21 protein-coding genes and 1 riboswitch are annotated in these 25,791 nt (G+C 61.4%); of the genes, 12 read left to right on the top strand and 9 right to left on the bottom strand.

Annotated features, from left to right (window positions below):
- Positions 1–93: 93 nt before the first annotated feature.
- The 3 genes from Q0K07_RS08470 to Q0K07_RS08460 form a co-directional block, all read right to left on the bottom strand.
- Positions 94–2,736 (bottom strand): penicillin-binding protein 1A, encoded by a 2,643-nt coding sequence (locus Q0K07_RS08470; RefSeq protein WP_294558441.1) that lies wholly within the window; start codon positions 2,734–2,736, stop codon positions 94–96.
- An 82-nt stretch (positions 2,737–2,818) separates the two neighbouring features.
- Positions 2,819–4,255: an Asp-tRNA(Asn)/Glu-tRNA(Gln) amidotransferase subunit GatB gene (gene gatB / locus Q0K07_RS08465; RefSeq protein ID WP_294558440.1), complete on the bottom strand. Its 1,437-nt coding sequence runs from the start codon at positions 4,253–4,255 to the stop codon at positions 2,819–2,821.
- 162 nt (positions 4,256–4,417) lie between these two features.
- Positions 4,418–5,293: an NAD(+)/NADH kinase gene (locus tag Q0K07_RS08460; RefSeq protein WP_294558438.1), complete on the bottom strand. Its 876-nt coding sequence runs from the start codon at positions 5,291–5,293 to the stop codon at positions 4,418–4,420.
- Positions 5,294–5,749: 456 nt separating this feature from the next.
- Between Q0K07_RS08460 and Q0K07_RS08455 the strand changes: the two genes are divergently transcribed.
- From Q0K07_RS08455 to Q0K07_RS08440, 4 genes are all read left to right on the top strand, one after another.
- Complete coding sequence (locus Q0K07_RS08455; protein WP_294558437.1) at positions 5,750–6,364, top strand: SIS domain-containing protein; 615 nt, start codon at positions 5,750–5,752, stop codon at positions 6,362–6,364.
- Between the two features lie 4 nt (positions 6,365–6,368).
- Positions 6,369–6,608 (top strand): zinc ribbon domain-containing protein, encoded by a 240-nt coding sequence (locus Q0K07_RS08450; protein ID WP_294558435.1) that lies wholly within the window; start codon positions 6,369–6,371, stop codon positions 6,606–6,608.
- 349 nt (positions 6,609–6,957) lie between these two features.
- The gene (hemC, locus tag Q0K07_RS08445; protein ID WP_294558432.1) at positions 6,958–7,896 is read left to right on the top strand and encodes a hydroxymethylbilane synthase; all 939 of its coding nucleotides are present in this window, start codon (positions 6,958–6,960) and stop codon (positions 7,894–7,896) included.
- 1 nt (position 7,897) lies between these two features.
- Positions 7,898–10,348: a Lon protease family protein gene (locus Q0K07_RS08440; protein WP_294558431.1), complete on the top strand. Its 2,451-nt coding sequence runs from the start codon at positions 7,898–7,900 to the stop codon at positions 10,346–10,348.
- Between the two features lie 97 nt (positions 10,349–10,445).
- Here Q0K07_RS08440 and Q0K07_RS08435 read toward each other — a convergent pair whose 3' ends face one another.
- Entirely contained in the window at positions 10,446–11,615 is a 1,170-nt protein-coding gene (locus tag Q0K07_RS08435) for an MFS transporter (RefSeq protein WP_294558429.1), read from the bottom strand.
- A gap of 240 nt (positions 11,616–11,855) precedes the next feature.
- Positions 11,856–12,635 (bottom strand): hypothetical protein, encoded by a 780-nt coding sequence (locus Q0K07_RS08430; RefSeq protein ID WP_294558427.1) that lies wholly within the window; start codon positions 12,633–12,635, stop codon positions 11,856–11,858.
- Positions 12,636–12,905: 270 nt separating this feature from the next.
- Between Q0K07_RS08430 and Q0K07_RS08425 the strand changes: the two genes are divergently transcribed.
- A complete protein-coding gene (locus tag Q0K07_RS08425) occupies positions 12,906–13,880 on the top strand; it encodes a DNA methyltransferase (RefSeq protein ID WP_294558425.1) in 975 nt (324 codons plus the stop codon).
- Between the two features lie 92 nt (positions 13,881–13,972).
- Here Q0K07_RS08425 and Q0K07_RS08420 read toward each other — a convergent pair whose 3' ends face one another.
- A complete protein-coding gene (locus Q0K07_RS08420; protein WP_294558423.1) occupies positions 13,973–14,914 on the bottom strand; it encodes an AEC family transporter in 942 nt (313 codons plus the stop codon).
- 208 nt (positions 14,915–15,122) lie between these two features.
- On the opposite strand from Q0K07_RS08420, the gene Q0K07_RS08415 reads away from it, so the two are divergent.
- The 6 genes from Q0K07_RS08415 (at position 15,123) to Q0K07_RS08390 (ending at position 21,209) form a co-directional block, all read left to right on the top strand.
- Positions 15,123–16,028 carry a LysR substrate-binding domain-containing protein gene (locus Q0K07_RS08415; RefSeq protein WP_294558422.1) on the top strand — a complete coding sequence of 302 codons (906 nt, stop codon included), beginning with the start codon at positions 15,123–15,125 and terminating at the stop codon, positions 16,026–16,028.
- A gap of 138 nt (positions 16,029–16,166) precedes the next feature.
- Positions 16,167–17,441 carry an adenylosuccinate synthase gene (locus tag Q0K07_RS08410; RefSeq protein WP_294558420.1) on the top strand — a complete coding sequence of 425 codons (1,275 nt, stop codon included), beginning with the start codon at positions 16,167–16,169 and terminating at the stop codon, positions 17,439–17,441.
- Between the two features lies 1 nt (position 17,442).
- Positions 17,443–18,384, top strand: a complete 942-nt coding sequence (locus tag Q0K07_RS08405) for a DNA polymerase III subunit delta (protein WP_294558419.1) — start codon at positions 17,443–17,445, stop codon at positions 18,382–18,384.
- A 50-nt stretch (positions 18,385–18,434) separates the two neighbouring features.
- Positions 18,435–19,010 (top strand): nucleotide exchange factor GrpE, encoded by a 576-nt coding sequence (gene grpE / locus Q0K07_RS08400; RefSeq protein ID WP_294558418.1) that lies wholly within the window; start codon positions 18,435–18,437, stop codon positions 19,008–19,010.
- Between the two features lie 201 nt (positions 19,011–19,211).
- Positions 19,212–19,832: a flavodoxin family protein gene (locus Q0K07_RS08395; RefSeq protein WP_294558416.1), complete on the top strand. Its 621-nt coding sequence runs from the start codon at positions 19,212–19,214 to the stop codon at positions 19,830–19,832.
- Between the two features lie 492 nt (positions 19,833–20,324).
- Entirely contained in the window at positions 20,325–21,209 is an 885-nt protein-coding gene (locus Q0K07_RS08390) for a DMT family transporter (RefSeq protein ID WP_294558414.1), read from the top strand.
- Positions 21,210–21,290: 81 nt separating this feature from the next.
- Here Q0K07_RS08390 and Q0K07_RS08385 read toward each other — a convergent pair whose 3' ends face one another.
- Together Q0K07_RS08385 and ribA are read right to left on the bottom strand one after the other, a co-directional pair.
- The gene (locus Q0K07_RS08385; protein ID WP_294558412.1) at positions 21,291–22,052 is read right to left on the bottom strand and encodes a class I SAM-dependent methyltransferase; all 762 of its coding nucleotides are present in this window, start codon (positions 22,050–22,052) and stop codon (positions 21,291–21,293) included.
- Between the two features lie 191 nt (positions 22,053–22,243).
- Entirely contained in the window at positions 22,244–23,476 is a 1,233-nt protein-coding gene (ribA, locus tag Q0K07_RS08380) for a GTP cyclohydrolase II (protein ID WP_294558410.1), read from the bottom strand.
- A gap of 76 nt (positions 23,477–23,552) precedes the next feature.
- Positions 23,553–23,694, bottom strand: a riboswitch (FMN riboswitch).
- Between the two features lie 535 nt (positions 23,695–24,229).
- Here ribA and Q0K07_RS08375 point away from each other — a divergent pair.
- Positions 24,230–24,526 (top strand): hypothetical protein, encoded by a 297-nt coding sequence (locus tag Q0K07_RS08375; protein WP_294558408.1) that lies wholly within the window; start codon positions 24,230–24,232, stop codon positions 24,524–24,526.
- Positions 24,527–24,822: 296 nt separating this feature from the next.
- Here the strand turns inward: Q0K07_RS08375 and Q0K07_RS08370 are convergent, their stop codons facing one another.
- On the bottom strand, positions 24,823–25,641 hold the full coding sequence (locus Q0K07_RS08370) for a GNAT family N-acetyltransferase (protein ID WP_294558406.1): 819 nt from the start codon (positions 25,639–25,641) through the stop codon (positions 24,823–24,825).
- Positions 25,642–25,791: the final 150 nt, after the last annotated feature.

The raw sequence follows: 25,791 nt of genomic DNA, 5'->3' as shown, positions 1-25,791 counted from the left end.
GGGGAATGGCCCCGGCCACCGCGGCTGGGAACCGGGCGGGTCAAAAAGACGGGAAGGGGGACCCCCCAGCCTTTTTAGGTTGATGTTTCAAGGCTATTCAAACAGCCCCTTCAGAAGGTCTTCGCCCTGCTGTGCCTGTTCGGCGGCTTCCTGGGCGGTTTCCGGATCGAAGTCGCCTTCGATGAGGGCGTCCATGCCGTAGCCGGTTCCGGGTTCCGTGCCCTCGATGAAGGGCATGGTCATGCCGCCCGCGTCGGCGAACACGATGCCGTCGGGCTTCGGGAAGTCGTCCGGCGGATAGGCCTTGAAGGCTTCTTTTGCATAATAGATATAGGCGGGCAGGGCCGCGCCGGAGCCGGTTTCGCCCCGGCCCATGGACTGGAGCTGGTCGTAGCCTATATAGGTGGCGGTGACGAGGTAGGGCGTCACGCCGATGAACCAGGCGTCGTTTTCATCGTTGGTGGTGCCGGTCTTGCCGCCCAGAGGACGGCCCAGCACCTTGGCCTTGCCGCCGGTGCCGAAGTTCACCACGCCCTTGAGCAGGCTGGCCATGACATAGGCGTTCTGCGGCGTGATGGCCTGCACCGATTCCGGCTGGCTTTCATAGATGGTGTTGCCCCACGGGCCCTGTATGCTGGTGATGAACCGGGGGGAACTGACCTTGCCCGCATTGGCAAAGGCCGTGTAGGCCTGGGCCATGTTGAGCGGGGAAACGGCCACGGCGCCCAGACTGATGGCCAGGGTGGCCGGGAAGTCCGGCGAGAGGCGCAGGGCCTTGGCGCGGGCGATGATGTGTTCCACCCCCATCTGCTGCGCCACGCGGACGGTGCAGAGGTTGCGCGAACGCGCCAGAGCCCGGTACAGGGGCATGGGGCCGTCGAACTTGCCGTCGTCGTTTCTGGGACGCCAGGCCTTCTTCGTCCACTGGTCCACAATGATGATGGGCGCGTCGAGCAGCATGGAAGCCGGCGTGAAGCCGTTGTCCAGTGCGGCGGAATAGACGATGGGCTTGAACGAGGAACCGGGCTGACGCTGTGCCTGCGTGGCGCGGTTGAACTGGGAACCGGAACTGCCGAAGGAATAGCCGCCCACCATGGCCACCACGTCGCCGTTCTGCGGCTCTATGGACACCATGGCGCCCTGCACGTCGGGATACTGCTGGAGGCGCAGGGCAATGACGGGTTCATGGGCGCGGATGGGGGTATCCTGCACTCCGGCGGGAGCCTCCACCACGTCCTTCTTCGTGGTCTTCTTCTGCGTTTTTTTGGCAGGGGCCGCCTTGTCGCGGGAAACCCAGATCACGTCGCCGGGTTTGACCACTCTGGTGGCGTCACGCATCACCACGGCGGTCACGGAACCGGCCACGCGCTTGTTGGGCTTGCGCGCCCAGTTCATGGTGCGCACGTCCACATGGCCGCGCTGACTTTCGGAAAGCATGACATCGGCGCCGGACTTGTTCACCGCCGTCACCAGGGCAAGGGCCCAGCCGTCGTTGTCGAGGTCGGAAAGCTGGAAATCCTTTTTCTTGAGGAATTCCTTGTACTCCGAAGGTTCCAGATGCTTTACCGGTCCGAGCCAGCCGTGGCGCTTGGTGGCGTCTTCCAGACCGTGACGGAGCCCTTCGTTGGCGGCGTGCTGCTGCACGGGATCCATGGCCGTGTGCACGGTGAGTCCGAGTTCATACACGGCGTCCTCGCCGTACAGGCCGAAGTCGTATCCGTTCTGCTTGCAGTTTTCCTCGGAGAACATCTCCACCAGCAGGCGGCGCACTTCTTCCAGATACCAGCCGCCGTCGGGGTTGGAAGAAGGCATGGCCTTGTATTCCAGCTTCTGATTGATGGCCTGGTCGTATTCCGCATCGTTGATCCAGCCGAGGTCGCGCATGCGGCGCAGAACATGGTGCTGGCGCGTCTCTGCAGCGGAGGGATTGCGGTAGGGGTTGTAGGCCGAGGGCGACTGGCCGAGGCCCGCAATGAGTGCAGCTTCCGCTATGGTGAGATCTTTGGCGTTCTTGGCAAAGTAGACGCGGGCCGCAGCCTCCACGCCGTAGGCGTTGTTGCCGAGGAAGATCTGGTTGATATAGAGGTTGAGGATGTCGTCCTTGCTGAGCTGCTTTTCCAGCCTGTAGGCGAGGATGGCTTCCTTGAGCTTGCGTTCGTAGCTCTTTTCCGGGGTGAGCATGAGGCGCTTGACCACCTGCTGGGTGATGGTGCTGCCGCCCTGCCTTGTGCCGCCGTGCTGGAAGTTGGCTATGGCTGCGCGGATGATGGCCTTGATGTCCACGCCGGGGTGATTGTAGAACTGGTCGTCTTCCACGGCGAGGAAGGCCTGGGGAACGAACTTCGGCAGCTGATCCAGCGTGACGAGGAAGCGCCGTTCCCTGTAGAACTGTCCTATGAGACTGCCGTCGCGCGCAAGCACGGTGGTGACAAGCGGGGGACGGTAGTCGGCAATCTTGCTGAAGCTCGGCAGATCGTCGGACACCCACTGGTAGAGCATGTAGCCGCCGCCCGCCGCGCACAGCGCGCCGAGCAGAATGATCACACCGAAGAAGTAGAGGATGGTGCCCAGACAGCCGCGCCGTCTCTTCGGGTTCTTCCGCTTCTTCCCGGGCCGGTCCAGAGAGAGCAGTTCGTCCTCATCTGCGCGTGCAGCATCTCTTTTTTTCTTTCCGCCAGGCTCGGGAGTGCCGAGATCGAGCAGGCCGTCATCGTCGTTCCAGTTGTTATTGCTCATGGCATTGCAGGGGGCTGCGCCCCGGAGTGTCTTTGTTGAAAAAGGAAGGGCGCGCGGTGTTCATCCGCGCGCCGGAAAAGGTCTACGCCTGGCCGAGATGGCGGGCGAGAGCTTCGTTGACCAGTGCGGGGTTGGCCTTGCCGCGCATTTCCCGCATGACCTGCCCCACGAAGAAGCTGATGAGCTTGGTCTTGCCGCCCCTGTAGGCTTCCACTTCCGCGGGGTTGGCGGCGAGCACCTTCTGCACGGCCGCGTCGATGGCGCCCGTGTCGGAAACCTGCACAAGGCCGCGTTCCTTCACCAGAGCGGCAGGCATGATGTCGCCCTTCATGAGTTCGGGGAAGATATCGGCCGCGATCTTGGCGGAAATGGTGCCGTTGCCGATGAGGGTGACAAGTTCGGCCACAGCCTCGGCGGACATCTTCACCTGCGAGCTGTCGATGCCGCTCTGGTTGATTTCGCGCATCATCATGCCGAGCATGATGTTGGCCACCTTCTTGGGCTGGGAACAGAGGGTGGCCGCCTTTTCAAAGATGGCGGCAAGGTGCGGGTCGGCGCAGAGCTGTTCCGCATCCTGTTCGGGAAGCTGGAAATCGCCCATGTACCTTGCCATGCGCGCTTCCGGCAGTTCCGGCTGCGTGGCGGCCCAGGAGGCGAGTTCCTCGTCGGTGATGACCACGGCCAGAAGATCGGGGTCGGGGAAATAGCGGTAGTCCTGCGCGTCTTCCTTGCTGCGCATGGGCGCGGTGATGTTGCGGTTCGCGTCGTAGAGGCGGGTTTCCTGCACCACCTGCTCGCCGTCGTCGAGCACGTCGGACTGCCGTGCTATTTCAAATTCAATGGCGCGCTGCACGTTGCGGAAGGAATTGAGGTTCTTGAGTTCCGTGCGCGTGCCGAGCTTCGTTTCGCCTCTGGGGCGGATGGACACGTTGGCGTCGCAGCGGAAGCAGCCTTCCTCCATGTTGCCGTTGCTGATGCCGAGGCTCACCACCATGGCATGCAGCTTCTTGAGGTAGGCCACGGCCTCTTCCGCACTGCGCAGGTCGGGTTCACTCACGATTTCAATGAGCGGGGTGCCCGCGCGGTTCAGGTCCACATAGCTTACGTTTTCGCCCTGCGGGTGAATGTTCTTGCCCGCGTCGTCCTCCATGTGGATGCGCGTGATGCCGATGCGGCGCTTCTGCCCGTTCACCGTGATGTCCAGCCAGCCGTGTTCGCACAGCGGAAGCTCGAACTGCGAGATCTGGTAGTCCTTGGGCATGTCGGGGTAGAAGTAGTTCTTGCGGGCGAAACGCGAACGCTGATTGATCTTCGCGTGGATGGCAAGGGCCATGCGCGAGGCGTATTCCACGGCCTTGCGGTTCAGCACGGGCAGAACGCCGGGCATGCCGGAGCAGACTTCGCAGACGTTGGTGTTCGGTTCATCGCCGAAGGAATTGGGGCAGGAGCAGAAAAGCTTGCTGGCAGTGGCCAGATGCACATGTACTTCCAGCCCTATGACAGCTTCATATGCGGACATGGGGACTCCCTTGATGATAGCGGATAAAAGAGTGCCTCCCGCAGGAGGAATCTGTACTCCTATCATGAAAAGGAACGAGGCTCAAGCGAAACGGGCCTGGGGCCTTCGCGCGTCCGGTTTCCCGTCTGCCGCATTGCCGGCAGAAAAGGGGGCGGGGGAAAATCAGAGTCTTTCCTTCCTGCCCGGCCCGGAAGTGACGATGCCGCGGTCGATGAGACGGCGCAGGTACCAGTTGGGATCGCTCACCAGCATGTGCAGCTGATCGGGAATCCCCTCGATTTCCAGAATGTCGCCGAATTCCAGCGGCAGATTTTCCTGCCCGTCCACGGAAAGCAGCACCTGATCGCCCTGACGGCAGGCTTCGATGTGGATGAGCGAGGAGGCGGGCAGGGCGAGAGGCGGAAATCCCCCTGCAAAGGGGCAGATGGGCGTGACGAGCTGGGCGTTCATGGAAGGAATGGTGAGCGGCCCCCCGGCGGAAGCCGTGTAGGCGGTGGAACCCAGCGGCGTGGAAACAATGATGCCGTCGCAGCGCAGGGTGCTGAGATGCACGCCGTCGATGTGCAGGCTTAAAGAGACCGCGCGGGCCACCACGCCGTGGGCGGTGACCACGTCGTTGATGGCCACGCCTTCGTTGAGCACGCTGAGGTTGCCGCCGTGACGGCGGAGTATGCGCCAGTGCAGGGTCAGGTGCTTTTCCAGCTTCCAGCGGCCCTGCAGCAGGGTGGTGAGAGGCGCGCCCCAGCCTTCGGCCGGAAGACCGGCCAGAAAGCCCACACGCCCGAAATTCATGCCCACAAGGGGCGTGCGTATGCCTGCCAGACGACGCGCCACGCCCACCATGGTGCCGTCGCCCCCGAGAACGAGAACAGCGTCGCTGGCGGCCGCTTCGGCACGCATGGTGATGGCGTCGACGCCTGCAGGGTGCAGCACGCCGTCGACCTTGCGTTCGTGCAGCCAGGGGAGAAGGGCGCGGCCGGTTTCTTCCGGCTGCGGATTGTCCTTGTGAAGTATGAGAAGGCGGGAAATGGGCGGCATGGAAATCCTTCGGGCCGCAGGCCCGGCAAGATGATTCCCTTTTCCGGTCTTTTTCGTGGAAGGCCCGGCAAGAAAAGGGATATGGGTACTTTGTACGCCAAAGGACAAGCTCGCGCAATGGAAAACTCATCCCGCTCCCTTCCTGTCGCCTGCAAAGGGCGCGTCTTCTGCCGGATGCGCCGGGGCCGGGAGGCGGAAGAAGCGGGGCGCGGCCTTGCCCGCAACATCCATGCTGCGGCGCATGAAACGGGCACAGGGGCGGGACAGGAGGGAAAAACAGAGGAAAAAGGCGTCGTTCCCCTTGCCGAAGTCGCAGGACAGGTTATTTTTCCAGAAAGGTGTCTTCGGCCCGCCGCCCCGCCCCGGGGCTTTGCCATTGTCAGGCCGGAGGCTTTGGAGTATGATTCATGGTTTGAAACATTGCGGCATAGCCGCACAGGCAAGCGATGGAGCATTATGAAAACAGCTCTTGAAATCATACAGGAACACGCGGAAGAAGGCGCGAAGCTGCGCCGCAGCTTCCTTGCCGACTGCGCACCCGTTCTCGACGCGGCGGCCCGCTGCATGGCCCGGAGCCTTGCCCACGGCGGCAAGATACTCGTCTGCGGCAACGGCGGCAGTGCTGCCGATGCCCAGCACATGACGGGGGAACTGCTCGGTCGTTTCCTCATGGAAAGGCCTTCCCTGCCCGCCGTGGCCCTCAATGTGGATACCTCCACCCTTACTGCCGTGGGCAATGATTACGGCTACGAGGAAGTGTTCGCCCGTCAGGTGAGCGGTCTCGGCCGCCCCGGCGACGTGCTGGTGGCCTTTTCCACCTCCGGCGGCAGTGCCAACGTCATCAAGGCCATCGAAGCCGCCCGCGGGAAGGGCATGGCCGTGGTGGGGCTTACCGGCAAGGGCGGCGGACGCATGGCTTCCATGTGCGACCATCTTCTGAACGTACCCCATTCCCATACCCCGCTGATACAGGAAATGCACGAAGCCTGCATGCACCTTTTGTGCCAGCTCATCGACCATTATCTTTTCGAAAACGTCCAGGCCCTCAGCGAGGGCCCGAAAGGAGCCTGATTCCATGCCTATTTATGAATACCGCTGCAAGTCCTGCAACCATACGTTCGAGGACCTTGTGTTCGGTGATGAAACACCCGTCTGCCCCAAGTGCCATTCCGCAGATACGGAAAAGATGATTTCCCGCTGCTCCTGCCGTCTCGGCGGGGGAGCGCCCGATTCCTTCGATCTGCCTTCCGCGCCGTCCACCGGCGGCGGCTGCGCCGGATGCTCCGGCGGCAACTGCGCAAGCTGCGGGCACTGATCCGGTTGTCACCAGAGGCAGGGGAAGGAAAGCGCCTTTTGCGCGGCCTTTTCCCCTGCCGCGTTCATGTTTCGCAGGCGCCGTGATGAAGACGGCGCCTGCACAGACTCTGCGCGTATGCCCTGCTGGGGAAAGCCGGCCCGTGTTCCCTGCGGGAGCGCCCGCAGCTTCTGCCCCGTGTCCGCGCCCCCGGGAGGGGGCGGCTTTTTTTCTGCGGAGTTTTTCCGTTTTCATGGCGTGATGCGCCGCAAGTCTGTTCAGGCCCGCCTTTTCAGGTCCGGCCTTTCGGGAATGTTCAGAAAACGCCCTGCGCCGTGCGTTTTTCCGGCAGGAATATTTGGGAGATTGTATGAAGAAAGTGATCATCGCCACGCGCGGCAGCCAGCTTGCTCTGTGGCAGGCGGAACATGTCAGACAGCGCCTCATGGCGCAGTATGCCGGGCTTGAAGTGGAACTTCTCGTGCTCAGGACGAAAGGCGACATCATCCTCGACGTGCCTCTGGCAAAGGTGGGCGGCAAGGGGCTTTTCGTCAAGGAAATCGAAGATGCCCTGCTTTCCGGCGCGGCGGATATCGCGGTGCACAGCATGAAGGACGTGCCCATGGTCCTGCCCGAGGGGCTGACCCTGGGCGCCGTTCCCGAAAGGGAAGTGTGCAACGACCTTTTCCTTTCCGAAAAGTACGCCTCGCTTTCCGATCTTCCTTCCGGTGCGGTGCTGGGGACAAGTTCCCTGCGCAGGCAGGCGCAGGTGCTGGCCATGCGGCCCGACATCACGGTGTCCATGCTGCGCGGCAACGTGGAAACCCGTCTGCGCAAGATGAAGGAAGGGCAGTACGACGCCATTATTCTCGCCCGTGCGGGCGTGAAACGTCTCGGCCTCGGCGCGACCTTCCAGCAGGATCTCACCCCGCCGGACTTTCTGCCCGCCGTGGGACAGGGCGCCCTGGGTGTGGAGATGCGGGAGGACAGGCAGGACGTAAGGGAGCTTCTGGCCTTTCTGGAGCATGAACCCACGCGTCTTTGCGTCATGGCGGAACGCGCCTTCCTGCGCCGCCTGGACGGGGGCTGTCAGGTGCCCATTGCGGCCCATGCCGTGCTTGAAGGCGGAAGGCTTTCCCTTGAGGCGCTGGTTGCCGGAGTCGACGGCAGAACGGTGATCCGCGGATCGCTTGACTGCGACGCCACCGGGGAAGAGGCCGAACGCACGGGCTGCGCTCTGGCCGAAGATATGCTCGGCAGGGGAGCGGCAGACATTCTTGCTGAACTTTACGAAGGTCAAGAGGGTTGATATGAGTCCCGCGCTGAAAACCGTTGCATCCCTTCCGGCCGACAGGCTGCGCCCCACCTGGCCCGTGGACCGCATTCCGTGGGAGGACAGCCGTGCCATACCGCGCGGCGGCCGCCGCCGTCCGGCCCAGCCCCGGGCTCTGGCTGCGCTGGAGCTTGCCGTGCATATCCGCAATTCCGGGTACAACGTGTACCTTGCCGGTTCCCCCGACCTCGGGCGCACCTATATGCTGTGCGATTTTCTCGAACCTCTGGCCCGCAAGGAACCCACGCCGCCGGACATTATTTATGTCAACAATTTCAAGGATGAAGACAGGCCGGTGCTCATACAGCTTCCGGCAGGTCAGGGCGTGCAGCTGAAAAATTCCCTGGCGGACGCCCTGCGGCAGATGCGCGAGGAGCTTCCCGCCCGTCTGGATTCCGACGTTTTTCTGCGCAAGCGCCGCGCCGGGCGTGAGCAGTTCCGCGAGGAACGCTCCGTGGTGGTGAAGGAGCTGGAACAGATGGCGGCGGAAAAGGGCTTTGCCCTGGATGCCGAGGAACAGGGAGCGCTCTCCCTTTTCCCCATGCAGGAGGGCAAGCGCCTGAGCGATGAGGAGGTGGCGCTTCTGGCCGCCCCGGAACGGCAGGAGTTCAAGCGCAGGGCCGATCAGCTTCTTCAGCGCATGGCCCCTCTGGTGCGCCGCATGGGGGAACTGGAAAAGAGCTTCCAGAAAAAGGAACATGAGCTGGAGCGCGAGGCTGCCGAATATCTGTTCAACCGTCTGGTGGCGCCTGTGGCGGAAAAGGCCTGCCGCGTTTCCGGCTGTGAGGAGAAAACCGACGCGCTGCGTACCTTCTTTGACGATCTGCGCGCGGATGTTCTGGATCATCTGGAGTTCTTCCTTCCGAGGGATACGCCTCCCTCCGCCCATGCAGACGCCGCTTCCGCCCCGCAGGAGCCGGATCTGTACCGCTACGGCGTGAATGTGGTGGTGGACAACGGAGACATGAGCGGCGCGCCCGTGGTGGTGGAGGATCACCCCACCTACGGCAATCTCCTCGGCTGTGTGGAGAGGGAATCGGAAATGGGCGCGCTGGTCACGGATTTCACGCTCATCAAGGCCGGTTCCCTGCACCGGGCCAACGGCGGATACCTTGTTCTGCACGTCAACGATCTTCTGGCCAACGGTCCCGCCTGGGAAGGGCTCATGAGGGCGCTCCGTTCCGGGGTGGCCCGCATCGAGGACCCGGATTTCAACGATACCTCGCGGGTAAAGGGCATAGAACCCGAACCCATGCCCCTGAATCTGAAGGTGGTGCTGGTAGGCGAGGACGAGCTTTATGAAGTGCTTCTGGAGCGCGACGAGCGCTTTGCCAAGCAGTTCAAGATCAAGGCGCAGATGAATTCGGAAACGGAGCGCACGGCTCCTGCGGTGCGCACATGGCTCTGCCAGCTTGCGCGCATCATGGACGAGGCCGACCTTCTGCCCTTCGACAGGGAGAGTCTGGCCGGTCTGGTGGATCACGGCTCCGAACTGTGCGAGGATCACCGCAAGCTTTCCCTGCGCTTCCCGCTCATGCGCGAAACGCTTATCGAAGCTTCGGCCATGGCGGCCATGGCGGGCAAGTCCATGGTGGACAAGGCCAGCCTGGATGCGGCGCTGAAGGCGCGGCGCAACCGTTCCGATCTGGTGGAAGAGCTGTTCATGGAGGAATACGACCGCGACGTGATCAAACTGCGCACTTCCGGTTCGGAAGTGGGCTGCGTGAACGGCCTTGCCGTGACCACCAGCGGCGATTACGAGTTCGGCCTGCCGCATCAGATCTCCTGCACCGTGGGTGTGGGCCACGGCGGCATCATCGACCTTGAGCGCGAGGCGGAACTCGGCGGCCCCATTCATACCAAGGCCATGATGATTCTGAAAAGCTATCTGGCCTCGCAGTTCGCGCACAACAAGCCTCTGGTGCTTTCCGGGAGCCTGTGCTTCGAGCAGAGCTACAACGGCATAGAGGGTGATTCCGCCTCCGGTGCCGAGCTTGCGGCCCTGCTTTCCGCTATTTCAGAAGTGCCGCTGCGCCTTTCCCTTGCCTTTACCGGCGCAGTGAGTCAGTCCGGTCAGATCATGGCCGTGGGCGGTGTGACGCGCAAGATAGAAGGCTTTTTCGAGCTGTGCTCCCGCCGCGGTCTCACCGGGGAACAGGGTGTGATTCTGCCCCGGGACAACGTGGAACACCTCATGCTCGATGAAAAGGTCATCAATGCGGTGCGCGAGGGCAGGTTCTCCATTTATCCCGTGACCCATATCGGGGAGGCCATGGAGCTGCTCACCGGCATGCCCGTGGGCCGCCGCCGCAAGGACGGCTCCTTCCCGAAGGACACGCTTTTCTACAAGGTGGATGAACGCCTCAGCGAACTGGGGTGGCTTGCCGAACACAGCTTCAAGACGAGAAGAAGAAAAGGCCGCGCGTAAGGCTTTTTCCGTGAAACAGAAACGTCCGCTCCGTACTGCACGGGGCGGACGTTTTTTCATGTCGTGAAGCAGAGCTTCAGGGTGATGCGGCGTTTTTTCAGTCAGCGTTCTGCGGCTTTTTCAGGAAAAAGGCGCACACGGCACCGATGAAGGCAAGGGGGGTGAGCAGGTGCATGGCGGGGGAAAGTCCGCCCCAGGCGTCGGCCGCCCATCCGAGCACGGGGGCGAAGACGCCGCCCACACTGACGGCCACGCCCAGCGTGATGCCCGAGGCAAAGCCCATGTTCCGGGCAAGGTAGCGCTGTCCCAGCACCACCAGGGAACTGAAGGGCGCAAACAGTCCCACGGCCAGAGGCGCAAGCAGCGCTCCGGCGATCCAGGGATTGGTGATGAAGGGGAAGGCGGCGAGCATGGGCAGGGTGAGTACGGAGGCCCAGCGTATGACGCGCCGGAAGCCCCAGCGATCGGCGGCGGCCCCGCCGGAAAGGTTGCTGATCACGCCGAAGAGGGAGAAGAGAACAAGCATGAGGTTGCCCGTGACGGCGGTCTGGTGGAAGACGCCCTGCCAGTAGAGGGGCAGATAGGTGGTGAAGGCCACGGTGAGTCCCGTGCGGGAGAGCAGGCAGCCGGAAAGAATGCTGAAGGCCCTCCAGTCGTTGGAGGCGGAGGTATTTGTTCCGTTGGAGGCGGGGCCTGCCGCCGCCATGTCCCAGGAACGGATGCGCCAGAAGAGCAGGGACGCCATCACGGCGGCAAGAATGATGAAGGCCGCGGTGCCGTGCAGTCCGAAGCCGGGCATACCGGGCAGGCCGCCCACCGCCAGTATGACGATGACGGGTCCCATGAGCATGCCGCCGTTGCCGCCTACGGAAAAGATGCTGAGGCCCACCCCCTTGTGGTCGCCGGAAACAATGTTGGCATAGCGCGCGGCCTCGGGGTGGAACATGGCTGCCCCTATGCCGCCGAAGACAAGGAAGGCGAACATGGTGTATTCGCTGGAAAGAAAGCCCGTGGCGCCTATGCCGATGCCGGCCATCAGAATACCCAGGGGGATGAACCATCCTTTGGACATTCTGTCGGCCAGAAGGCCGAGTCCGGGCTGCACCAGAGATGCCACCACCGAATAGGCGAAGGCCAGAAAGCCGCAGGTCTGGTAGTCAAAGTTGTGCGCCGCCGCAAGAAAGGGCAGCAGCGGGGCCAGAGCGTGGGAATTAAGGTCGCAGGAAAGGTGCCCCAGGGAGAGAAGGGATATTTTTTTGTAGTCCATGGCAGGGAATGAGGCGTGTTTGGTGTTTGCCCGGCACAGGCCGGGAAGGGAATGCCGCATGGTATGCCATGGCGCCTTGTGTAGCAAGTCTCCGGGCATGGGGAAAAGCGGCGGACACCGGCGCTTTTTGCCTGTATCCGCCGCCTTCCGTTTGCGGAGCCTTCCGCGGGGAAAGGCGCAGAGGAGGCGGCGCAGAAGAAAGCCGCCCCTGGAAACAGCGGGCGGCTTTTTCAGAGAAGCTTATCGCTTCAGGAAGTTCAGGCCTTCCTTCAGCAGGTTCCTGGCCTTTTCCTCCGTGTTTCTGCCCTGACGGAGCAGAGCATCCTTCGCATCCTTGAGCGGCACTTCCCTGAGCTTTACGGTGGAAGCTTCCAGAGAACGGAGCGTTTCCTTCAGCACGAGAGCGGCGGTCTGGGCGAAAGAAAGGCCCGCGCCTTCACGGCCGATGCCGGTGAGGCGGATTTCCGGCAGGGGGACGGAAACGGAAAGCTGAAGCAGGGGGATGAGCAGCGTGGCCTGGGCGTCGCGGATGATAAGTTCGTCGATGATGACCTTCTTCCGGGACTTGTCCGCCGTTTCCGGGGCGGCCTGCTGTCCGCCGCCGGGGGCGGCCTTTTCCTTGTCCGCCAGGCTCTGGACATGCTTCAGAATGGTTTCAATGTTGCTGCTTTCCTTGTTGAGTTCGTAGAGAATGGCCGGGTGGTCGATTTCTATTCTGGGGATGATGATGGTATCCTCAAGTACGGTGGCGGGTTCCACAGCCACGCTGACGGCGCCCACGCTGACGGCGGAACTTTTGCTGAAGCCTTCCGGGTTGCCCACGGTAAAGCCGGAGAAAACGCCCTTGCCGGAGAAGAGGGAAACGTCGGCCTTTTCCAGATGCACGGCGGTACCCGTGAGTTCAGGGCCGATGGTGTTCACCCCTTTTTCGATGACGGAATTCAGAGAAACAAGCAGGGCGACCGCAGCCGCCGCGATGATCACGACAAGAACAGCCGGAACGATGAGCCATTTTTTCATGGAAACCTCCATGAGCAGAAGAATGGGTGAAACGGAACGTCCTTGCCTGTATGGTACGAAAAAGCGGAAAGGAAATCCAGAAGATGGAGCCTTTTCTGCGCATGATAACGCCGCGGCGGCGCAAAAAAGGGAAAGGAAGCGGAGCGGAGGCTGTTTTTTGTGCTCCGAGAAGGCCCGGAGGCCTGCGGCACAGGCGGGGAAGCCTTGCCATGGCATGAGGAAACGATTAAAGTCCTTCCGTCCGTGCCGAAGGCGCGGGGAAGGAGCCTCATGCCCAGAATAGCCGTATTTCATGCCGACAATCTCGCCGTGCTGAAAGCGCTGCCCGACGCCTGCATCGATCTTATCTACATCGATCCTCCGTTCAATACCGGCAAGGTGCAGCGGCGCACGCAGATAGCCACCATCCGTGACGACAACGGCGACAGGGTGGGGTTCAAGGGCCAGCTCTACCGCACCGTGCGGGGCGGAACCAGCGGCTACGACGACAGATTCGACGACTTTCTCGGTTTTCTTTTTCCGCGCATGCAGGAAGCCTACCGTATTCTCCGCCCGGAAGGATCGCTGTTCTTTCATCTCGACTACCGGGAAATCCATTACTGCAAGGTCATGCTGGACGGCATTTTCGGCCGTGCCTCCTTTATTAATGAAATCATCTGGGCCTATGACTACGGGGCGCGCTCGAAAAAGCGCTGGTCCGCCAAGCACGACAACATACTCTGGTATGCCAAGAACCCGGATTCCTTCACCTTCAATTTCGAGGCCATGGACCGTATCCCCTACATGGCTCCCGGACTGGTGGGGCCGAGCAAGGCGGCCCGCGGCAAAACGCCCACGGATGTATGGTGGCACACCATAGTCAGCCCCAACGGCAGGGAAAAGACGGGCTATGCCACGCAGAAGCCCCGCGCCATCATCGACCGTATCGTCAAGGTGCATTCCCGGCCGGGGGATGTACTGTGCGATTTTTTCGCCGGCAGTGGCACCCTGGGGGAATCGGCGTTTCAACTCGGGCGCAACGCCCTGCTGGTGGACAGCAACCTTGAGGCCATACACGTCATGAAACGGCGTTTCGCCGGGCTGGATGTGGAGTGGCGCAGGGGGGCGGCCCGCGTGAAGGCTTCCCTGTCCTCTCTTAAAAAGGAAGCGGAGGAGCATGTGCCGGAGCTGCCTGTGCAGGATCTGCCTTCCCCCGAACCCGGGCCTGCCTCCCCCCGCAGAAAAAGTGTTTCTTCCGGGAAATGATCCTTTCCGCCTTCTGCGGAGAGGGGAGCGGCTTTTTGAAGAACAGTCTTTTGGGTCGGCACGTTCCGCCCGGAACGGGACTTTCGTCTTTCCTAGTGCAGAAAGAGCGCGAGCAGGGGAAGCAGGATGAGCGAAAGCAGGGTGCTTGAAATGACGGCAAAGGATGCGTCGTTTTCCGCCACCTTGTAGGAATCGCTCATGGCGTAGGCCAGCGTTCCCACGGGCATGGCGGAAAGCAGCACGCCCATGGAGCGCCAGGGTTCCTCCACGCCCAGAGCAGTAAGGGCGGCCATGGCGATGACGGGCTGAAGCAGGAGCTTGCCGAAGAAGAGAATGCCCTGCCTGCCCGGATGGAAGACACCTTCACTGTGATGGCGGAGTCTTGCGCTGATGACGATGCCCAAAGAGACCAGAGCGCAGGGCATGACCGATGCGCCCAGAGCGCGGCATGCCGATTCCAGCATGGTGGGGACGGCCGTTCCCGTAAGATAGAACAGCGCGCCGCCGATGCTTGCGAGCACCACGGGGTTGGTGATGAGGGCAAGCGCCACGGTGCGTATGGGGTGGCGCCCTTTGGCTCCGTTGTTCACGAGAATGAAGAGGGTGATCAGAACCATGGGGATTTCCAGAATATTCGTGAGCGTGCTCGCCAGCACGGCGGAGGCGTTGCCGGGGTAGAGCGCCATGAGCACGGGCAGGCCCACGAGCACTACGTTGGGGAAGCTTGCCAGCATTGACAGCATGACATCCTCTTTATAGCCTTCCTGCGGATGCAGGTGATGGAAGGCGGGGATGAGCAGGCCGAAGGTGACGAAGAGGCACAGGCTGAATCCGGCGAGAAAGGCCCCGTGATGCAGATCTTCCGCCCGGCACTGTGCAATGGAAAGAAAGATGAGGGACGGCAGTCCCAGATTGACGAGAAACTGGTTGAGCGTGGTCTGACCGAACGGGGGTACGAGCTGGAAGCGCTCTGCCAGCATGCCCAGAAAAAGCAGAATGAACACCGGCGAGAGCAGGAGAAAGATATTCCACATGGAAAGGCTCCGGGCGCGCCGGAGCGCGCCGTGTTGTCTTTGGGTGCGCCCTGCGGAAGGCAGGGGGCGTGAAAAGAGCGTGAGGCGTGCCCGGTGATGCCTTTTTTCCTCGTCGTTCCCGGCCGGGCCCCGGGAAGAAAGGGAACATTGCGCCGGAAAAGGCCCGTGTGCAAACGAGAATATTTTTTGGTCGGGATAAGTTTTTCTTATGTTGGATACGCCTCCGCTGAATGCGCTTGCCGCCTTTGAGGCGGCGGCGAGGCTTTGCAGCTTCACCCGTGCCGGTGAGGAACTGTGTGTGACTCAGGCCGCCATAAGCCAGCACATCCGTCACCTTGAGGAGTACCTCGGGGTGCCTCTGTTCATCCGTCGTGCGCCGGGCGTACGTCTGACGCCGGACGGGGAACGGTATTACCGTACGGTTTCCGCGGCTCTGGAATCGCTGCGTCTGGAAAGTGCGCGCATAAGGCGGGGCGCGGGGCAGCTTGTGGTGGTGGCGGAAGCGAGCTTCGCCAACCGGTGGCTGGCTCCCCGTCTGAGCCGTTTCTGTGAGAGGGCTGCCGACATTGATCTGCGCATCGCGCCGCATCCCGGCCTGCCGGAGCTGGGGCCCGAGGTGGATATCGTCATCCGTCGGGACATGCCCGCCTCTCCGGGGCTGTACCGTCTGGTTCTGCCCGGCGAAAGGCAGTTTCCCGTATTCAGTCCGGCCTATCTGCGCCAGCGGGGGCAGGACTGGAAGAACGACCGCCTGCTCCGTTCCCCCGAAGGGGGAGAAGAGGCCTGGGAGCGCTGGTTCTCCCATTTCGGGGAGCGGCCTTCCCTCAGCTTCGGGCCTATGTTTCAGTTTACCTATATGGCGCTTGCGGCCGCCGCCGAAGGGAGGGGTGCGGCGCTGGGAAGTTCCCTTCTTGTGGCGGAGGATCTGCGGGCCGGGCGTCTCACGGCGCCGGATGCGCCGTCCACGGAGGTGAAGCGGCGCTATGTTGCGGCATGCCCCGTGGAAGCCGCGCACTCTTCGCGGCTGAAGGCCTTTTTCGGCTGGATGCGTGATGAACTTGAGAGGGACAGGGCGGAATTTCCCGGGATGTTTCCGGAGGATGCGGCCCTGTAGCGCCGCTCATGCGGGGGCCCCCATTACTTGTTGACGAGGCCGGCAAAGGGTTTTATAAAAATGGCTTTGGCGCGTTTTTCAGAAAGGCCGTAACGGTCTTCCTTTTATTTTCCAAGGTGCGTCCGAAAGGAGAAATATATGTCGAACATGACTATCGTTGGTGCGCAGTGGGGCGACGAGGGCAAGGGCAAGATCGTCGATCTGCTCACTTCCGAAGCGGATATGGTGGTCCGTTTCCAGGGCGGCAATAATGCCGGGCATACGGTCATTGTCGATGGCAAGAAGTATGTCCTGCACGTTGTCCCCTCGGGCATTCTTCACCCCGGGAAGATGTGCATCATCGGCAACGGCGTCGTGCTTGACCCGGAAAACTTCCTTGAAGAAATAGACGCTCTGCAGAGCCTCGGGCTGGACGTGAGTCCCGAACGGCTGAAGATCAGCTACAAGACGCACCTTATCATGCCCTATCACCGCATCATCGACGGCGCGCGTGAGGGAGCCTCCAAGAACAAGATCGGCACCACCGGTCGCGGCATCGGTCCCTGCTATGAGGACAAGAAGGCCCGCGTGGGCGTTCGTGCCGGTGATCTCACCGATCCCGAGGCGCTCAAGGCCAGGGTTACCCGTGCGCTGGAAGAAAAGAACGTGCTCTTCACCCAGCTTTACGGTCTGCCTGCGCTGGATCCCGAAACCGTGTTCAACGATCTCATGGCCATTGCACCCCGCATCGTGCCTTATCTGGCCGACGTTTCCACGCTCATCATGGATGCTCAGGAAGCGGGCAGGAACATCATGTTTGAAGGCGCGCAGGGCGTGATGCTGGACATCGACCACGGCACCTACCCCTTCGTGACCTCCTCCAACGTGGTGTGCGACAACGCTTCCATCGGTTCCGGCGTGAATGCCGGCATCATTGATCAGCGCATCGCCATTGTGAAGGCCTATACCACCCGCGTGGGTTCCGGTCCCTTCCCCACGGAACTTTTTGATGAAACGGGCGAATTTCTGCGTCGTCAGGGCGGAGAATACGGCGCCACCACGGGCAGACCCCGCCGCTGCGGCTGGCTCGACCTTGTGGTCCTGCGCGAAATGATCCGCCTGTGCGCCCCCACCACCATGGCGCTGACCAAGGTGGACGTGCTGAGCGGGCTGAAGGAAATCAAGCTCTGCGTGGCCTACGAATACGAGGGCAAGGTGGTGAAGTATCCGCCTCAGACTCCGCGCGGTCTGGAACAGTCCAAGCCCGTGTTTGAAGTGCTGCCCGGCTGGGATGAGGATCTTTCCGGCTGTGAGGGCTGGGATGATCTTCCCAGAAACTGCCGCCGCTACATCGAGCGCGTGGAGGAACTTCTGGGCGTGAAGGCGGGCTTCATCTCCGTCGGCCCCGACAGGAAACAGACCTTCCGGCGCTGATATGGCGGCGGGAAAGGAATCGAAAAAGGCGGGCGCGGCGCGCTCTGCGGCCGAGGTGGAACTGCCCGGCGTGGAGCAGGCGCGCGCCGCCTTGTCTTCTGCACTTTCTTCCGAGCTGGAGCGGCCCCGTTCGCTGCTCTATGCCATGCTGGAACATCCCCCGCAGCTTCTGCATCTGGAAGGGGGGGATGTCTCCTCCCGTGTGTCACTCGCCCTCTGGTGGGCCGCGCTGCTCAACTGCGAGGGGCCGGAACCCCGGCCCTGTCTGGAGTGCCCCGCCTGCCTTCGCACGGGGGCGCTCATGCACCCCGATCTTTTTCTGCTCGACGGGCGTGTGTCTTCCATAAAAATAGATGATGTGCGGGCATTGCGGCCCGTGCTGGGCGAACATCCCCGCTTCGGGCGCCGCCGCGTGGTGGTGCTTGCCGAGGCGCAGGCTCTGGGCGTGGAGGCGGCCAACTCCCTGTTGAAGGTGCTGGAAGATCCGTGTCCCGACACCTGTTTCGTGTTTACCGCACCGCAGAGGGAGCGCCTTCTGCCGACGCTGGTTTCCCGGGGATGGGTGATCACGCTTCCCTGGCCGCAGCCGGGGGGAGCGCCTTCCGGGGAACTCGGCCTCTGGGATCAGGCTCTGGCGCGTTTTGCCGTGGAAGGCCGGGGCTGGTTCGACCTTTCGCAGCTCCGCAACGGGCTGGATGCGGCAAAGGCGCAGCAGGTGGTGCTTGCAGGCAGAAAGGCCCTGGCCGACCGCCTTGCCGGGCGCGAAGGCGGAGCGCTTGCCGCGGTATTCAGGCCTCTGCCCGAGGCATGGCTTCTTGAGCTTGATGAACTTTTTTCCGAAACGGAAGACGCGCTTCAGGCGCAGGTCAATCCGCTGCTGGCTCTGGACGCCATGGCCTGCGGCGTGCATGACGTGGTGCGCCGCACTTCTTCCAAACCTTGACAGGGCGGCTCTTCGTTCCTACTTTTCGCTTACCATTATGGAGGTCATTCATGAGTCAGGAATTTGAACATAAGGAATCCATGAACGAGGAAGCGGAACTCGAAGCCCGGGAGGAAGCCCGGGAAGAGGAAGCCCCCGTCAGGGAAAAAACGGAAGAAGAGCAGCTTGAAGAATGCCGCGCGAAGCTCTGCTCCGCCTGCGACGTGGCGGCGGAAGCCAATGCCGTCAAGCTCCGCGCCCTGGCTGAAATGGACAATTTCAAAAAACGTCTTCAGCGCGAAAAGGAAGAACAGGCCCGCTATGCGGCGGAAAAGGTGCTTGCCGATCTTCTGCCCACGCTGGACAATCTCGACCTTGCGCTCCAGTACGGCGGTCAGTCGGAAGAGAGCCGCAACATGATGGTGGGCGTGGAAATGACCCGCACCATGCTGCTCGATGCGTTGAAGAAGCATGGCCTTGTACCCGTGGGTCAGGTGGGTCAGCCCTTTGATCCCAACGACCACGAAGCCGTGGGCCAGGAAGAGGCCGAAGGCATGGAAGCGGGACTTATCGTGCGCATCATGCAGAAGGGCTACAGGCTCAACGAGCATCTTCTGCGCCCGGCGCGCGTCATTGTTTCCCGGTAGCGCCCTGATCCCGGTGCGCTGCGGCAGAAGCTGCGCGGGACTTTCCGCAGTCGGAGGCCGCATGTGCCGGAACATGCCGTGAAAAGCGTTGAACGGAGCACGTCTTCGGGCGTTGTCTCCGTTCTTTGCTTTCCAGGGTGCTCCATGGCGGTCATCTTCATGTCCGCCGTTTCTGCGTAACCTTTCTTAAGGAGAGACAAGATGCAGGTTCTTCTCATCAATTCCAGCCCCCATGCCAGGGGCTGCACGTGGACGGCCCTTTCCGAAGTGGCCGCGGAACTGGAAAGACAGGGCATAGGTTCCCATATCTTTCAGCTGGGCACGCAGCCCGTGGCGGGATGCCTCGCCTGCGGCATGTGCCGCAAGACGGGCCGCTGCTTCCGCGACGACAAGGTCAACGAGGCCCTTGCCCTGGTGCCCGATTTCGATGCCTTCATCTTCGGTACGCCCGTGTATTACGCCTCCGCCTCCGGTCAGCTGGAAAGCTTCATGGACAGGCTCTTTTTCTGCGGTTCCTCGCTTTTTGCCAACAAGCCCGGCGCGGCGGTGGTGAGCTGCCGCAGAGGCGGCGCTTCCGCGGCCTTTGAGCAGGTGAACAAATACTTCGGCATGAACAACATGCCCATAGTCACCTCCACCTACTGGAACCAGGTGCACGGCAATACTCCCGAGGAAGTGCTGCAGGATGCCGAAGGGCTGCAGACCATGCGTCACCTGGCCCGCAACATGGCATGGATGCTCCGCTGCATTGAGGCGGGGCGTGCCGCCGGTGTGCCTCAGCCGGAAATGGAACCCATCGTCCGCACGAACTTCATCCGCTAGGGGCGCGATTCTTCCACCATTGCGGGAAGAGGCCCGGGGGCGTATCCTCTGCGGGAGATTCTCCGGGCTTTTTTCCGCCTGCTCTGTACTTATCACCGGCCTGCCGTCGCCGTTTCCCGGCTTCGGTCAAAGGCCGGTTCCTTTGTCTCGCCCCATGAAACACGGAAAGACTCCGTACAGCCTGTAAAGGCCCGCGAACGAAGAGGGGCGGGCGGAGCTGTGCGGTCAGGCGAGGCCTTCTCTGCGCCAGGCATGCATGATCTGCGTTGCGCAGGCGCCTGACGGTACGCGGAGTGCCGGAAGAACCATGCCTTTTCTGGGGGAGAATCTGCCCCGGCATGTTCCAGGGGCCGGATGCAGGCTGGATGTTGTGCGCCTGTCAGGAGCAGGCCTTCCCGGAATGTCCGCAAGCCCCTCTGATGTCGTCCACGGACCGATTCCCGGAAAGAACCGGGAGCCCATTCACCACAACAAGCTCTGCCGAGTGCCGTCATGAATGTTTCCCGCGTATGTTCCGGTCACGCCCTGGCCTTTTTCACTGTTTTCGTATGGGGCGTCACCTTTGTGAGCACCAAGGTGCTGCTTGTGGACTTCCAGCCCGTGGAAATTCTGTTTCTGCGCTTCGCCATGGCCTTTTGTGCGCTGTATGCGGCCTGTCCCGGCCCCCTGCCGGGCATGACGCCGCGCCGTCACCTGACTGCGGCCGCCGCCGGGCTTACGGGTATCTGTCTTTATTATCTTCTGGAAAATATCGCCCTCGCCCATACCATGGCTTCCAACGTGGCCGTCATTCTCACGGCAACGCCCATGTTCACCGCCCTGGTGGCCCGTTTCGTGCTGGGGGGAGAGGAAAGGCTCGGTCTGCGCTTCTATCTGGGGTTCATCGTCGCCATGACGGGCATCTGCCTCATTTCCTTCAACGGTTCGCAGCTTTCCCTGAATCCCGTGGGCGACATTCTGGCCGTGAGCGCGGCCTTTGTGTGGTCCTTTTATGCCTGTTTCACGCGCATCATGGGCATGTGGGGCTGCAATCCCATACAGATCACCCGCATCACCTTCGGCTGGGGCATGCTGTTCATGCTGCCTTTTCTGGCCTTCTTCGGCTTTGACTGGGAGCTGGAGCGCTTCCTTCGGCCCGTCAATCTCGGCAATCTGCTGTTCCTCGGGCTGGTGGCCTCGGCCATGTGCTTCACCACATGGAACATGGCCGTACGTTCTCTGGGAACGGTGCGCGCAAGTCTGTATATCTACCTTGTCCCCGTCATTACCGTGGCGGTTTCCGTCGTCGTCCTGGGGGAAAGGCTTACCCTGCTTTCCGCTCTGGGAACGGCGCTGACGCTGGCGGGCCTTTTTCTCTCGCAGTCGGACAGGCGCTGAGCCTTTTTTCCGCTCTGGAAAAGGATTTCTCCGGCCTGATGCTCGGGGCGGGAAAGGCGCTTTTCCGTCTTCGGTGCGGCGTTACGGCTTGACGGCCCGGGTGGCCAGGAAGGAGGGGAAGAACCTGTCCTGCAGGCGGGAGCCTCCGAAGGTGTCCTCGTACAGGGCTGTGAGAACAAAGCCCGCCGCCATCTGCCCCTGCAGCTGTTCTTCCAGCGTATGGCCGAATTCCGCGGCCTCGTTGTTCTGCGCAAGTTCTTCCGCACTCCGGTAGTCGAGGTCGGAATAGGGCAGGGGATGGCGTACCTGAAGAATGCCCTGATCCAGCTTTTCCCAGTCGAACAGATAGAACACGGGATTCATGAAGCCGCTCATGAGCACGCCGCCCTTTTTCAGCACGCGGAAGGCCTCGTTCCATACGGGCTGGACATGCGGCACGAACAGATTGGACACGGGGTGCACGATGATGTCGAAGCATTCCGCCTCAAAGATGCCGCTTTCCGTCATGGAGGCGCATACCGTCTGCAGGTCGAGCCCCTCGCGCACGGCCACGGCTCTGTCCTGCTCAAGCTGAGCCTCTGCACTGTCGAGCACCGTCACTTCGGCCCCGGCCGCGGCAAGCACGGGCCCCTGCTGACCGCCGCCGGAGGCCAGGCACAGGATGCGTTTTCCCCTTACCGGGGGAAACCATGCGGCGGGAACCGGGCGCGATGCGGTGAGCACGATGCTCCAGTCACCCCGTCGTGCGCGGGCGATGGTTTCGCTGTCCACAGGTACGGTCCAGGGCGACTTTTGCCGTACTTTTTCTTCCCAGGCCCTGCCGTTCAGGGCAATGATGTCCATGCTGATCCTCCGTCCTGCACAAGGCATGCTGTGACGGGTTCGTGTTCCGCAGGAGCCGTTGCGGATTTTTGCGGGAATCTCCGGCAGAAGCCGGGAAAATGATGCGTTTTTCTCTTTCGGCGTAAGAGGGGGGGCGTTGCCCCGGTCTGCACGGGATTTCCGGCAGACCGGGAAAGCCGTATGCTCAGGGCTTACTTCTTCTTGCCGAAGTGGAGGATATGCCCCATTTTTTCCTGCTTGGTGCGCATGTAATGTTCGTTGGTGGCACACAGGCCGATTTCCAGCGGCACGCGCTCCGCGATTTCCAGCCCGTAACCTTCCAGACCCACGATTTTGCGGGGGTTGTTGGTCATGAGGCGCAGGCGGCTTATGCCGAGATCGCGCAGTATCTGCGCGCCCGCGCCGTAATTGCGAAGATCCGGGGCGAAACCGAGTTTGATGTTGGCTTCCACCGTGTCGTAGCCCTGTTCCTGCAGGGCGTAGGCGCGAATTTTGTTGGCAAGGCCTATGCCGCGCCCTTCCTGCCGCATGTAGAGCAGGGCGCCGCGCCCTTCCTTTTCAATCTGCATGAGGGCGGCCGCAAGCTGATTGCCGCAGTCGCAGCGCAGGGAACCGAAGGCGTCGCCGGTGAGGCATTCGCTGTGCACGCGCACAAGCACCGGAGAAGGATCGATCCTTTCATCCACGTCCCCCTTGACCAGGGCGATATGGGTGTCGGAAGAGGCATCGCTTTCATAGGCGATGATGCGGAACGTGCCGTACTTGGTGGGCATGTGCGCTTCCGATACGCGGCGTACGGCCAGCTTGCCGTAGCGGATGTGATAGCGGATGATGTCGCGTATGGCGGCGATATGCAGATTGTGGGCCTCCGCAAAGGCTTCAAGGTCGTCCATGCGGGCCACGGAGCCGTCTTCCTTCAGAATTTCACAGATGGCCGCAGCGCCTTTCATGTTGGCGAACAGGGCGAGGTCCACACTTCCTTCGGCTATGCCCACACGGGTGAGCACGCCGCCCTTTCTTGCCCGCAGGGGGAAGACGTGGCCGGGGGTGACGATGTCTTCCGGCCCTGCGCCGTCGGCCACGGCGGCCTGTATGGTGACGGCGCGGTCGGCGGCGGAAATACCCGTGGTCACGCCTTCGCGCGCTTCAATGGATACGGTGAAGGCGGAACCGTGCCCCGGCATGCTTGCAGGCATGAGGGGAAGCTCAAGCTTGTCGGCCAGCTCCGGCGAAAGGGCCAGACATACCAGCCCGCAGGCGTGACGAGCCATGAAATTGACGGCTTCGGCGGTCACGCGCTCGGCCGCCATGACCAGATGGCCGCTGCATTCACGATCGTCGTCGTCCACAAGAACGATCATGTTGCCGTTGCGGATATCGCTGATAGCCTGTTCGATGGAGCAAAGAGAAGATGACTGACGCATGACAAACTCCCTGGAGATGTCAACATCAGGGCCGCAAGAGGCGCTAGGAGAGAGGAGAGTGCTTCAGAATACTGAGATCCATGCTCTTTCTTCCGGACTGTTACCGTCGGCCCCGGACTTTCACCGGATCTGCGCCTTTTCCCTTGAAAACGCGCCCGCGGGCTGCCCCTGTGGGGTTCACCGCCGGTGGGGACTTGCACCCCGCCCTGAGAATTTCTGTATTTTTTAATGCCGTGACATTTTCTGTCAAGGGGCTTTCGCCGGGCTTCCCTGTTTCTTCCCCCGGAATTACAGAAAATATTTCCGTATATTCCGTTGCATGGCGCGTCTTCTTCGGCAGTATTGCGTCGGAAGGTCCTTTTCTTTCTTCTGCGCCGGGCGGGAGCATGTAAACGGCGGAAGGCGTTTTTCTCCTGCGCGGCAGGGAGCCGGTCACGCAGAAATGCGGGGAAAATCTGCTTGCCTGTCAAAAGAAAAGAGCGTATAAGAAACATCCAAATCTGAATTTATCCACGGTGAAGCCACATAACGGTTTGGTAAATCTCTCCTTACGGGGAGTTTAGATAAAGGGCAGTCGAGCTGCCTCTTCTAAAAGAAGCCCGGAAGCTAGCGCCGGGCTTCTTCTTTAAAAAACAGCGCATTTTCTGAAGATTTTTCCGTTTTTCTGCCGCGCGGTGCCATGCCGGAATACCGGCGGGCGCGCTCCGTGAAATCATACGCCGCGAGCGTTTTTAATGTCCATCAGGAGGCCCCATGGTTCCCCTTTTTTCCGCCTCTCCGTTTGAGCTGGGCGAAGTGTCCGTGCATGCCGAACTGGAATTTCTGCCCGATCAGGAGCTGATGAGCCTCTGGGAACAGACGCAGCTTGCCATGGCCGCCATAGAAGGCAACGGCGGAAGTGCGAAAATGGCCCATGCCTATGAGTATGCCGTGCTCATGGAAATGCAGAGAAGGCTGGCCGGCCGTTCGGCCCGGGAGCTGTTCGGTTCGGACGACGTGCGCATGGAATACGATGCGAAGCGTTCCCCTCAGGCAGAGTTGAAGGGCTGATTTTTCAGGATAACCCGGCCGATGGCGTTTTGCCGGAGCTTTTGTGCGGCTCTGTCCGCTTTTATGTCTCCGTCTTTTCTGCGATGCGGAACAAGGCTCCGCTAGCGGACTTCTTCAGTTCATTTCTTCTGCCGCAGGGAAAGTTCCTGCGAAAAGTGCGGGAAGTCGCCCCGGGCATCATTCTTCTTCAGCAAGGGGAAATTCCCGCCCCGGCCCCCGGCAGTTTCCCGCTCCGCCCTCGTCTTTTGCTGCACGCATGCAGAAAAAGCCCTCAGGCATCGTGCTGATTGCCTGCCTCAGGGGAGCAGCACAACGGCCTGCAATACCTGTTCCTGTTCCGCCCAGTGGCTTTTGTAGGCCATGGAGGGGTGGTCGCTCATACCCATGTCGTAGCGTACGGCGCCTTCGTCGCAGAGCTGAAGAATCTGTTCCATCTGGAGCAGGTCGCCTATGGAAAAGGCTTTCCAGTCCGCCGCATAGCTGAACTGCTGGCCGCGATAGTACGGCCCCGCCATGCCGCCGAAAATAAAACCGATATCCCTGCCTTCATGAGTGGCGAACATGACGCGCGCCCCGCCGTACAGGGAAAGGCGGCGTATCATGGCATGGTAGAATTCCCGGGACGGCGTTTCCGTCATGCCGCAGTGGTCCCGTCCCTTCCAGCTTTGTTCCTCCACGGCCAGCATGCGGCTGTAGAGCCTGTCGGCTTCTTCGGGGGACAGGGGCGTGTGGCGCTCAAACACGACGCCCTGTTCAAGGGCCTTTCTGCGCGCTTTTTTCATCTTTGAACGGAAGTTGGCCGAGCGCCGGGAAAGGTAGCCGTCCATGCCGCCTTCCAGGGAAGCGCAGCGCTGCAGGGATAAGGGCTGTTCCAGAAAGCGGCAGAAGCGTCCCAGTTTCTGATAAAGCCGCAGAAGAAGCGTGCTGCCTCTTTCCATCCCGCTTATGAGAAAGGCGGGCGGAACAGCGCCCGGGCTTTGAAGGATGCGACGGAAAAAACGGACGAGCAGTTCTTCCGCCTCCGCTCCGAGGAGCGGACAGCCGGAAATCCAGTGCGATTCCACAGGAACGAAAATGATTCTCCCGGAAGGCAGGGCCATTTCCGCAAAGGCCATGAGATTTCCCTCTTCTTCCTCAATGAGCAGGCGGCGCGAAGGGGCGAAGGCATCGTGAAAGCCGTTTTACATGCGCCTACCGCCATTATATTTCAATGAGTTATAGCACATTGAGGGGCATAAAATGTCACCAAAACTCTCTGTGCTTGT

It is taken from the genome of uncultured Mailhella sp. (genome assembly GCF_944324615.1).
GTDB lineage: Bacteria > Desulfobacterota > Desulfovibrionia > Desulfovibrionales > Desulfovibrionaceae > Mailhella.
Note: the sequence above shows the minus strand (reverse complement) of the source record. Positions and strands in the feature narration are given on the sequence as shown.

Coding starts and splice junctions, on each gene's coding strand:
- Q0K07_RS08470 (WP_294558441.1), bottom strand. CDS start 2,736: ATGAGCAATAACAACTGGAACGACGATGACGGCCTGCTCGATCTCGGC.
- gatB (WP_294558440.1), bottom strand. CDS start 4,255: ATGTCCGCATATGAAGCTGTCATAGGGCTGGAAGTACATGTGCATCTG.
- Q0K07_RS08460 (WP_294558438.1), bottom strand. CDS start 5,293: ATGCCGCCCATTTCCCGCCTTCTCATACTTCACAAGGACAATCCGCAG.
- Q0K07_RS08455 (WP_294558437.1), top strand. CDS start 5,750: ATGAAAACAGCTCTTGAAATCATACAGGAACACGCGGAAGAAGGCGCG.
- Q0K07_RS08450 (WP_294558435.1), top strand. CDS start 6,369: ATGCCTATTTATGAATACCGCTGCAAGTCCTGCAACCATACGTTCGAG.
- hemC (WP_294558432.1), top strand. CDS start 6,958: ATGAAGAAAGTGATCATCGCCACGCGCGGCAGCCAGCTTGCTCTGTGG.
- Q0K07_RS08440 (WP_294558431.1), top strand. CDS start 7,898: ATGAGTCCCGCGCTGAAAACCGTTGCATCCCTTCCGGCCGACAGGCTG.
- Q0K07_RS08435 (WP_294558429.1), bottom strand. CDS start 11,615: ATGGACTACAAAAAAATATCCCTTCTCTCCCTGGGGCACCTTTCCTGC.
- Q0K07_RS08430 (WP_294558427.1), bottom strand. CDS start 12,635: ATGAAAAAATGGCTCATCGTTCCGGCTGTTCTTGTCGTGATCATCGCG.
- Q0K07_RS08425 (WP_294558425.1), top strand. CDS start 12,906: ATGCCCAGAATAGCCGTATTTCATGCCGACAATCTCGCCGTGCTGAAA.
- Q0K07_RS08420 (WP_294558423.1), bottom strand. CDS start 14,914: ATGTGGAATATCTTTCTCCTGCTCTCGCCGGTGTTCATTCTGCTTTTT.
- Q0K07_RS08415 (WP_294558422.1), top strand. CDS start 15,123: ATGTTGGATACGCCTCCGCTGAATGCGCTTGCCGCCTTTGAGGCGGCG.
- Q0K07_RS08410 (WP_294558420.1), top strand. CDS start 16,167: ATGTCGAACATGACTATCGTTGGTGCGCAGTGGGGCGACGAGGGCAAG.
- Q0K07_RS08405 (WP_294558419.1), top strand. CDS start 17,443: ATGGCGGCGGGAAAGGAATCGAAAAAGGCGGGCGCGGCGCGCTCTGCG.
- grpE (WP_294558418.1), top strand. CDS start 18,435: ATGAGTCAGGAATTTGAACATAAGGAATCCATGAACGAGGAAGCGGAA.
- Q0K07_RS08395 (WP_294558416.1), top strand. CDS start 19,212: ATGCAGGTTCTTCTCATCAATTCCAGCCCCCATGCCAGGGGCTGCACG.
- Q0K07_RS08390 (WP_294558414.1), top strand. CDS start 20,325: ATGAATGTTTCCCGCGTATGTTCCGGTCACGCCCTGGCCTTTTTCACT.
- Q0K07_RS08385 (WP_294558412.1), bottom strand. CDS start 22,052: ATGGACATCATTGCCCTGAACGGCAGGGCCTGGGAAGAAAAAGTACGG.
- ribA (WP_294558410.1), bottom strand. CDS start 23,476: ATGCGTCAGTCATCTTCTCTTTGCTCCATCGAACAGGCTATCAGCGAT.
- Q0K07_RS08375 (WP_294558408.1), top strand. CDS start 24,230: ATGGTTCCCCTTTTTTCCGCCTCTCCGTTTGAGCTGGGCGAAGTGTCC.
- Q0K07_RS08370 (WP_294558406.1), bottom strand. CDS start 25,641: ATGGCCTTTGCGGAAATGGCCCTGCCTTCCGGGAGAATCATTTTCGTT.